This window comes from Testudinibacter crocodili (assembly GCF_006228025.1).
Lineage (GTDB): Bacteria > Pseudomonadota > Gammaproteobacteria > Enterobacterales > Pasteurellaceae > Chelonobacter.
The window spans coordinates 1-10422 of record NZ_VDHF01000009.1 but is presented as its reverse complement, the minus strand read 5'-3'; the positions used below and the strand labels follow the sequence as shown (position 1 = coordinate 10422).

The window sequence follows — 10422 nt, the reverse complement described above, 5'->3', positions numbered from 1 at the left end:
CGGTGAAAGTGACGGATAAAGACGGCACAGAGCAGACTGTTACGTTAACCAAAGAGGATGCGGGCTGGTCAGCGGATAAACCTGTAGAAGGGATGACGGTCAATACTGACGGCACGGTAACCTTTGATAAAGGTGCGTTGCAAGACGGCAGTGAAGTCAGCGCGGTCGCAACGGATGGCAATGCCAACAGTTCTGATGCGGCGACGGCGACAGCGCCGGACAGCACGGCACCAACAGTTGATATTTCAATGAGTGACGTGAACCTTTTCGGTAATGATACTGCAATTGTGACTTTTACTTTCTCTGAGAAAATTACTGAGTTTGATATTAACGATATTACAGCCGAAAATGGTGTCTTGAGTAATTTAAATACTACTGATGATGGTGTGACATGGACGGCAACATTTACGCCAAATAAAGGTGTTGATGATAAGACTAATAATATCCGTGTTGGTGCTGGTTATCAGGATCTTGCTGGCAATAATGGTACGCCAGCAGAATCTCCAAACTATATTATTGATACTAAAGCACCAACATTAGATTCAATCACTATTTTGTCTAGTGATAGAACTAATGATACAGCTGGTCAGACCTTGAAAAAAGGTGAAAAAGCTATTATTGCTTTTGGTTTTAGTGAGGAGGTCAGCGGTTTTGATCTAGATGATGTCAAATTATTTAAAAATAATGTAGAAGTTGAGATTGGTACATTTAGTAATTTAACAAAGGGAGCTTTACCGGGTAGATGGAGTGTAACTTTTACACCGACAGCTGATGTTGAAGATTATCGTAATCTTACTATCAAAGTGGCTGATAATACCTTCACTGATCTTGTGGGTAACTCTGGTACAGGTAGAGAAAGTGCGGTATTTTCTGTAGATACGGTGGTTCAAATTCCATCATTCAATGCAAAAACAACGGATGGTACTGTTGATGTAACTTTACCTTTAGATACTGCTAAATCTGCGATAATTAGCGTAACGATGCCTAATGGTGAGCATAAAAATATTACTTTGACTAAGCAAGGTGATACTTGGGTTTCAAGTGATGTTGGAGTTAAGATTGATGGAAATAAAGTAACTATCCCTAATGATTATACTCTTGATACTTCGATAATTACCGCCAAAATCACAGATGATGCAGGAAATATTGGTGAGAAGGCTGCTAGAGCACCAGTGTTAATCGAGTATACTGAAAATAGTGGTTATTACGGGTGGGATCAGCTTACTAAACCATTTTATGCTGGCAATGGAGAGGCAAAATATCAAATTATTCTTGGAACTGTTGATACTAATGGATTTAAAGGATTTGTAGACGGAACTAAAGTTAATGGCTTCTATTATGATCAATCAGGAAATTATATGATTGATGGTACTACTGGTAATATTTATTTAACTGAGCAAGGTGCTAAAGGAAATAATACTACATCAGCTGGTGAATATCCTATTCAGGGGCAGTTTGTAAATGGCACGGGAAATGCTTATAACGATTATGAGGTTTACAAAACTACTACTCCAAATGGCATATCTAAAGAACTAATTTATTCCTCTACTAATGGAGGCGATGAATTTGTTTCTGCCACCTTTAAAATTAATGATGTCAAGAATCTTGATAAGTTAAATGTACTGCTTGATCCTGAAAATGGTGTTAATTCAACAGGCACAGGGGCAGGATCTATTTTTACAACAGATGGACATGATATTTTATTCATTGGTTATAGTGATGAGTTTAGTGCAACAACCAATGGTGGCAGTGGTAATGTTCAGCGAGATGGAACCTATAGAGGCGATGGAGCAGTATTAGATCTGGGTGCAGGAGATGATTTTGTTCGTATTCGTGAATCTATCGGTACTGATTTAACAATTCTGTGGAATCCTTTGCCTACAGAAGTCTATTTAGGAGAAGGTAATGATAAAATTGAGGTTATGCGTGATTTAGCAGCTGCAAATTGGGTTAGAACAGGTATGAGTCCTGCTGATGGTAACAGTAAATTCGTACGTATATTTGGCGGAAGTAAAACAGATGTAATAACTGTGCCAGATACTTCAGGAGCTCCTAAAGTTATTGGTGTTGGAGATGGCGCTGGTGATGATACGGTTCGTGTCAGCTATTACATGCATAATGCCTATGCTCATTTGGGCAGCTCAACTGAAAATGATGATGATGTACTGAGTATTGGTATGGCACTGGGTAAACCTTATGGAGACCCTCGAGGAATTATGGACTCTGTTGTTGAAATGGGAGGCGGTAATGATACTGTAGAAGTTTATGGCGGTAACGGTATTTATGGAGAGTCGTATATTCGCTTGAGTAATGGTTATGATGGCAAGGATAAGAAAAACACCAGCGTTACGGAAGAAAATAAAGTGATGACTATTGGAATAGCAGGCTCATCAGTTATTGAGGGAGGGGTAGGCAAGGATGTTATTTATATTGGTTGGGATCATAATCGCTTATCAGCTCCAGACCTGTGGAGTAAATACACTTCTGAATTAGGAACAATGGGTGGCTCAAGCCGATTAGATTTGGGGGCTGGAGATGATGAAGTTACGGTAGGTGTGATTAAAGATAACGCTTTAATGAATCTAGGAGCTGGTAATGATATTCTTACTGCCGATAGAATTATTGATACTGCCCAGATTAATATGGGTGACGGCAACGATATCGTGATCATTAAAGGCATTGTACAAAATGGCGCGAAGATCGATATGGGAGAAGGTAATAACATTCTTACAATCGGTGGTGGTTTGAATAACAACTCAAGTGTGACCTTTGGTAGTGGAAATGATCAGCTGACTATCAATGGACAATTGGGTGTTGGTACTGGAAATCCAACCATCTCAATGGGCGCCGGTGATGATACGGTAACTTGGGGGGGTACGAGTATCTCGAGTACAAATCAGATCGATGGTGGTGCAGGTAAAGATACCTTGATCTTGACGACTACAACCAATACGCATACTGGTAGTACCAATAATCCAACGAATTTGGGTTCATCACAATTCAAAGGTTTTGAAGTGATTGAAATGAAAAATTCAGGTAACTCGGTTGATATCCGTTATTCTGATTTGCTGAGTGATACGACCAATGAAAGCCCACTGTATATTAAAGGTGTTGCCGGAAGTAAAGTTGATTTGGGACAGAATAACTATAACAGTGATTCTGCAAGTAGTGCTAACTTGTCAGATAATTTTGCAGGGAGAGGTTCTTGGTCTAAACAATCAACAACTGAAGTTGATGGCGTAAGCTATGACGTTTACCACCATTCAGCCGCAGGTAACAATACATTGAATGATGTTTATATCCAACAAGGCATTATCGTTATCTAACCGATAACCTACGTTAACTAACCTCAAACCGCACTTTTAGCAATAAAAGTGCGGTTTTTTTACACGTTTTGAAAAATAAAAAACTAATCGAAGATTATTGACATGTTGTATGTGGAAAATCCCATTTGTCTATTTTATTGATAGTAATGATCTTTAATGTAAAACCTGCGGTCATTGTCGCTAAAAGCTGATAATTTAATTTCAATTTAAAATTATAACTATTAGTTACTATTTTAAATGTTTTTGCACAAATGATTAACAGTGAAACAGGAGAGGCGGTTATGCCAGTGAATAGAATAGTAAATAATCAAAATTTATCGTTGAAACCGTTTGCGGAAAGTCAAGCGACAGATATGCCGAGAATTTGGGCGATGAATGGCGCACTGAAAGTTGCGCCGTCACAGGAAAATTCGAGGGAATTGAAGATTCAATTGACGGATAGCGAAGGTGAAGCACAAACGGTGATTGTGACAAAAAACGCAGAAAATCAATGGATCAGGAGCGATAAAATACAAAATAACCACTCTAACGGATTATCGCTTGATCCTAAAAGTGGCGAAGTGACAATTGAGAAAAAGTTTTTGCTTTTCGGCTCAAAATTGATTGTTAATGACACTAACGGCAAGATGGCACAAGTTGAAACCAACGTGTTGTTCCAACCGGTATTTAGCCAAGAAAAAGCTTCATTCCTGTATTTTGAAAATCATTTAATCAAAAAACCAATCGCAACAGTGGCGGCGACAGACGAAGATAATAAAATCAAAGAATATTTATTTGTTCACACGAATGGCGCTATGAGTGCCAGAAGTGAGGACGGTAAATATGCGATTAATACAAAAGGCGAGATTTATTTGACGGTATCAGGCGGGGGAGCGTTAATCAGCACAAACAGTGAATTCAGCCAAGTTGACAGCAATGATTATGAAACGTCCACAAATCAGTTTGGTAACTATAAAATTGTTGCAGTCGATCAGACTAATTTGAAATCAGATGCGATTACAGTCGATTTCACGGTGAATAATGTGTTAGCAATTCCATTTTTGCACAACCAAACACTGAGCAATACTAATGGTGTTGATTCATCTGGGCATAATTTTTCTCAGGATACTAAGAATAAAAACTACCAATTCACAACGGAAGATGCTGATAAGGTATTAATTGGCTATTCTGAGAGTGGTGCGGTTACAACAGGCTTAGCACAAGGTCAGATTGAAAATAACGCAGTTTTATTAACAGGTGGCGGTGATGATTATGTGAAGTTATCACAAAGTGTTGGTAGTAATAATATGAGTGGGGGCGTTGCTTTAGGAGAAGGCAATAATACGTTGTTGGTAGGTAATGATATTATTGGCGGTTCTGGTCGTTCTTGGGTTACTTCTGGTGGTGGCCAAGATACCATTATTATTGGTGATTTTGATGGTATCACTGATCGTGATGATATTCAAAATGCAACAATACTAACCGGTGGTGGCAATGACCTGCTCAAATTACAAGGTGGGATTGTCAGTAACAACTCTATCATTAACTTGGGAGACGGTGATGATACATTTATAGTTACAGATAAAAGCACCGATAGCGCATTACGAGCGAATCAGTCTTTAGATGGAACAGCCATTAATAATGGTCGTAATTCTGCCGGTTCTGTTAAAGAGAAGAGTGTTATTATTTTAGGTACTGGATCAGATACAATGCTCGTTAGTGGTGATGTTGATGATGCGACTATTATTGGCGGTAACGCAACAGGAATTGGATTAAAAAATGAAACTTTTGACTATGATGTTTCTGCTCAGAGCTTAAAGGATGATGGTCTAGATAATGGTAATGACACCTTAATTATTGATGGCTACCTAACATCTGGTACCATTGATATGGGAAATGGTAATAATGCTGTTTCTATTGGCAAAGGCGTTTATGGCTCATCTAAAATTAATTTTGGCAATGGTAATGATTCACTTATAGTTAAAGACTACTTTGGTATGAATAGTGGCACTGCTACTGCTAATATGGGGGCCGGTGATGACACTGTTACCTGGAATAGTTGGACATATTATGGTGTAGCTAATGAGAGATTAGATGGTATTTTTAATGGTGGAAGTGGAAATGATACACTCATTATAAATAGCACTACAAAATATTGGGGTGCACATGTAACTCATATGCATAGTAAATACTTTACAGGCTTTGAAAAAGTGATTTTACAAAATGAAACAGCATTGGATATCACTTTTGATACATTTGCTAATGATACAGATCGCCAAGGCCCTTTATACATAACGACAACTAATACTGATAAAAAGACAGCGAAAGTTGATTTTGGTATGAATGATTGGAATACAGATACAGACACCAACTTAGTAGACTGGTCTATTCGTTCTAGTAGTGGGAATTGGATAAAAGTTGAGGATGGAAAACAAGTAGATAATATTACATATGATGTGTATCGCCATTCTGTAGCTAATGGAAACTTAAGCGATGATGTGTATGTTCAGCAAGGAATTACTATCATTTAATTGATACCTCACCTTAAGTAATTTTCAACCGCACTTTTAGCAATAAAAGTGCGGTTTTTTTACAGGGTTTAAAAAACAAGAAACGAATTGAAAATTATTTAGATGTTGTATATGAATCACACATAATAATTAGACGGAATATGACATACAATTGAACAACGACTTAGAACACAATCCGCCAAAAAATCACGCTGTCAGATTGCTATCACCAAACGCAGTTTCCTGCTAAACTAGCGGCGTATTTATTTGAAGAATTGTGAATGATGAAAAAACTGATTTATTGCTTTTTGGGATTGAGTTTGCTGATGTTTATTGCCGTTATCGGTGCTGGTTATTGGGGCTATCGGCAAATCGAAAACCTGGCGCAGCAACCGATCACGGCGCAAGCCGATCAATTGTTGACGATTGAGCGTGGCACAACGGGTAAAAAATTGGGCGAATTTTTACAGCAACAAGGTTTGCTTGAAGACGCTACCTTTTTCCCGTTTTTATTGCGTTTGCAGCCGGAGCTAAGTGCGGTCAAAGCCGGAACCTATTCGTTGAATGGTGTGACCAATGTGACCGAACTGTTGCAGTTGTTGAACAGCGGCAAAGAGGCGCAGTTTGGTATTCGTTTCGGTGATGGCGAAACATTTAAGCAAATCCGTCAGACGCTGGCTGCCGCACCGCACTTGCAGTTGCAATTGGGCGAGAAATCCGAAGCTGAGGTGTTTGATTTATTGGGTTTGGCACTGGTAGAAGGGCAAACCCTGAAAAATCTGGAAGGTTGGATCTATCCCGATACCTACCATTACACGGTTAATGCCACAGATGTGGGCTTGCTGCAACGGGCGATTCAGCGCACTCAGCAGGCGTTGGACAGGGCGTGGCAACAACGGGATAAAGATTCACCGCTGAAAAATCCGTATGAAATGTTGATTTTGGCGTCGATTGTGGAAAAGGAAACCGCACTTTCATCAGAACGCCCACAGGTGGCGGCGGTATTTATCAACCGCTTAAAACGCGGTATGCGGTTGCAAACCGATCCGACGGTGATTTATGGCATGGGTGACAACTATCAAGGCAATATTCGGCGCAAAGATTTGGACGAGAAAACCGCCTATAATACTTATCAAATCGACGGCTTGCCGCCGACGCCGATTGCGATGCCGAATGAAGCTTCTTTGCAGGCGGTGGCGCATCCTGCTGATACAACCGCACTTTACTTCGTGGCGGACGGCAGCGGCGGGCATAAATTCAGCAACAGTCTGGCGGAACATAACCAAGCGGTGCAGCAATATCTAAAATGGCTGCGTTCGCAAAAAAATGGAAATTAAGATGCAAAAGTGCGGGAAATTTATTGTACTCGAAGGGTTAGAAGGTGCCGGTAAAACCACTGCGCGTGAGGCAGTGCTGAAAGCATTGCAGGCGAATGGTATTTCGCAAGTTGAATTTACCCGTGAGCCGGGCGGTACACCATTGGCGGAGAAATTGCGTGAACTGATTAAATTCGGCGACGGCAATGAAGTGATCAGCGATAAAGCAGAATTATTGATGTTGTATGCGGCACGGATTCAATTGGTCGATAACGTGATTCGTCCGGCATTGCGTGCCGGCAAATGGGTGTTGGGCGATCGGCATGATATGTCGTCGCAAGCCTACCAAGGCGGCGGACGTCAAATTGACCGCACTTTGCTGGCAACGCTGCGTGATACCGTGCTGGGCGATTTCAAACCGGATCTGACGCTGTATCTGGATATTGATCCCGAACTGGGGTTAAGTCGCGCCAGAAGTCGTGGTGAATTGGACAGAATCGAACAACTGCAACTGGATTTCTTCCAGCGCACTCGTGCACGTTATTTAGAATTAGTTGCAGCCGATCCGAATGCAGTGCTGATTGATGCGGCGCAATCGATGGCGCAAGTTGCCGCCGATGTGCAAAGTGCGGTGTGCACTTGGTTTGCCAAACAGGATAACTAACAATGTACCCTTGGTTTGCGCCACTGTTTCAGCAATTAGACGCCGCTTTTGCTGCGGGTCATGGGCATCATGCGTTGTTGTTTAAAAGTGAACCGGGATTGGGCAGTGAAACCTTACTGAATGCCATCGCTAAAGGATTGCTATGTCAGACAGCGCCGGGATTGCAAGCTTGCGGGCATTGTCAGCACTGCCAATTGTTCGACAGTGGTAATCACCCGGATTTACACCGCTTGCTGTTGCAGGAAGGGAAAAATATCGGTATCGATCAAGTGCGTGAGCTGATCGCCAATTTACAACAGTATGCTCGCCAAGACGGCAATAAAGTGGTGTATCTGCCAGCGATTGAGCTGTTGAGCGAAGCCGCCGCCAATGCATTGTTGAAAACACTGGAAGAGCCAACCGATCAAACCTATTTTGTGTTGCTATCAGATATTGCGGTACCGTTGATGCCGACGATTTACAGCCGTTGCCAAGTTCAAACCCTGATCGCACCGCCGTTGCAATTGGCGACCGTATGGTTACAACAACAATTTTCGGCATCGGATGAAGAGATTGCCACCGCACTTCGGGTTAATTATAACCGTCCATTAGCGGCGTTGAATGCGTTGCAACAGGGCTGGCTACCGCTGCGAAAACAGTTTTTGCGCCAATTTTGGTTGTTTTACCAAAATCGCCAACTGGAACCGTTTTTACAGCAGTTTGCCTTTAAAGACGAAATATTGCTGCAACGCCAACTGAATTGGCTGTCGGCATTTTTTAGCGATAGCTTGAAGTGTAAACTACAGATTAAACAAGGCTGGATTAACCAAGACATTGCCAACGGCATTGAGCAATTTAGCCAAGGTTTATCGCAGACCGCACTTTTGCAGGCGAACCAACTGGTCTCACAATTGCGACAGGATTTTGCACAAATCAATGCGGTCAACCAAGAGTTGATCGTATTGGATTGTTTAAGTAAATTAATTAGTGATGTTTTTGAAAAATAGATTGAGGTATAAGTGTTTATTGTCGATTCCCATTGTCATTTAGACAGTTTGGATTATGAAAAATTACATAAAAATATGGACGAGGTGGTGGATAAAGCTAAAGCGAGTGATGTGCAGCACTTGCTGTCGATCAGCACCACTTTGAGCGGTTTTGAACGGCTACAGACCGCACTTTCGCATCGTCACGAGGTGTCGCTTTCTTGTGGCGTGCACCCGTTAAATGTGGAAGACGAAGATTTTGATGTTGAAAAAATGCAGCGCTTAGCGCAAGATCCAAAGGTGGTTGCGATCGGCGAGTGCGGTTTGGATTATTACTACAGCGTCGAAAACAAAGCAAAACAGCAAGCGATTTTCAGCCAACAAATTGAGATCGCCAAACAGTTGAACAAACCGTTGATTATTCACACCCGTGCGGCAAGAGAAGATACCATGGCATTGCTGCAACAGGGGCAAGCGCAGCAATGCGGTGGCGTGTTACACTGTTTCACCGAAAACCAATGGATGGCGGATCAGGCACTGGAACTGGGGTTCTATATTTCGGTTTCCGGCATTATCACGTTTCGCAACGCACAAGAGATTCGTGATGTGATCCAAACCGTACCGCTGGATCGACTGTTGGTGGAAACCGATTCGCCGTATTTAGCGCCGGTGCCATACCGTGGCAAACAGAATCAGCCGGCGTATGTGCGCGAAGTATGCGAATATCTGGCAGTACTAAAAGGGGTAAGTGCGGTAGAATTGGCACAGATTACCACACAAAATTTTGAACGTTTGTTTAATGTCAGTGTGCTGACAGATTCATCATTAACCGAGGGATAAGGTATGGCTAAACTCAGTTTTCGCAGTGTGACTAAACTCTTTTTTATCGCAGTCACTTTATTGATCCATGTTGTTTTGTTTGCAACAGTCAATTTTTATTTCCCTCACTATGATGTGACCCATATTACCGGCGTTGAGGTGAAGCGGGTGGATAAAGATGGTCCGATCACTAAAGCCAATCCGGCAGACGGTCCGACGCGTGATGTGTATTATATTTATACACAAAATCCAGAAAACGACAAAGTGATGGTCTATCGTAATGAAGATACTCGCTGGGGTTTTCCATTCTATTTTAAATTTAATTCTGCTGATTTGCAGGCGCGAGCACAAAGTTTTGCGGTTGATAAAAAGAGTGTACAGGTCAAATATTACGGTTGGCGCTTGGTGATGTTCGATGAATTCCGCAATATGACTTCAATGAAAGAGGTCGATCAAAATGCAACAGCTGCTTGGCCAATCGCCAGCTATGTGCTGTATTTCTTACTGTTGATCACCCTTTTCCTATCAATTCAGTTTATTCGTGGTTGGTTTGATAGTGAGGAGTAGTGGTCACTAAATGTATTTGATAATCGGGCGGCTAATTAACGCCCGATTTTTTTATATTTGAACTACTTTAGGGTCTGTTAATCTTTTGTGTTTATAAATCAAGCAAAAAGAGTGTGATTTTATCCGACAGCGACCTACGGTCGCAATCGGTTAAGCATTGATGAGAGGCTTTGCCTCTCTGAAGCAGCCGCAAAGCGGCTGATCTATGCGTAACCTAGTACGGCTTTGCCGTGCTAGGCTAAAAGGATTAGTTTTAGCTCAAATAATATACTTAAA

Annotated in this window: 7 protein-coding genes; all 7 read left to right on the top strand. The window is 41.6% G+C overall.

Features of this window, described 5'->3' with window-relative positions; all coding sequences use genetic code 11:
• Nucleotides 1-8 precede the first annotated feature (8 nt).
• Nucleotides 9-3326 carry an Ig-like domain-containing protein gene (locus FHQ23_RS12325; protein WP_139638590.1) on the top strand — a complete coding sequence of 1106 codons (3318 nt, stop codon included), beginning with the start codon at nucleotides 9-11 and terminating at the stop codon, nucleotides 3324-3326.
• A gap of 251 nt (nucleotides 3327-3577) precedes the next feature.
• Complete coding sequence (locus FHQ23_RS01075) at nucleotides 3578-5836, top strand: calcium-binding protein (RefSeq protein ID WP_176552225.1); 2259 nt, start codon at nucleotides 3578-3580, stop codon at nucleotides 5834-5836.
• Nucleotides 5837-6099: 263 nt separating this feature from the next.
• Complete coding sequence (gene mltG, locus FHQ23_RS01070) at nucleotides 6100-7152, top strand: endolytic transglycosylase MltG (protein WP_139612665.1); 1053 nt, start codon at nucleotides 6100-6102, stop codon at nucleotides 7150-7152.
• Between the two features lies 1 nt (nucleotide 7153).
• Nucleotides 7154-7795, top strand: a complete 642-nt coding sequence (tmk, locus tag FHQ23_RS01065) for a dTMP kinase (RefSeq protein ID WP_267963582.1) — start codon at nucleotides 7154-7156, stop codon at nucleotides 7793-7795.
• A gap of 2 nt (nucleotides 7796-7797) precedes the next feature.
• Nucleotides 7798-8781 carry a DNA polymerase III subunit delta' gene (holB, locus tag FHQ23_RS01060; protein ID WP_139612662.1) on the top strand — a complete coding sequence of 328 codons (984 nt, stop codon included), beginning with the start codon at nucleotides 7798-7800 and terminating at the stop codon, nucleotides 8779-8781.
• A gap of 12 nt (nucleotides 8782-8793) precedes the next feature.
• Complete coding sequence (locus FHQ23_RS01055) at nucleotides 8794-9600, top strand: TatD family hydrolase (RefSeq protein WP_139612661.1); 807 nt, start codon at nucleotides 8794-8796, stop codon at nucleotides 9598-9600.
• Between the two features lie 3 nt (nucleotides 9601-9603).
• A complete protein-coding gene (locus tag FHQ23_RS01050; protein ID WP_139612660.1) occupies nucleotides 9604-10146 on the top strand; it encodes a DUF1523 family protein in 543 nt (180 codons plus the stop codon).
• The last annotated feature ends 276 nt before the right edge of the window (nucleotides 10147-10422 follow it).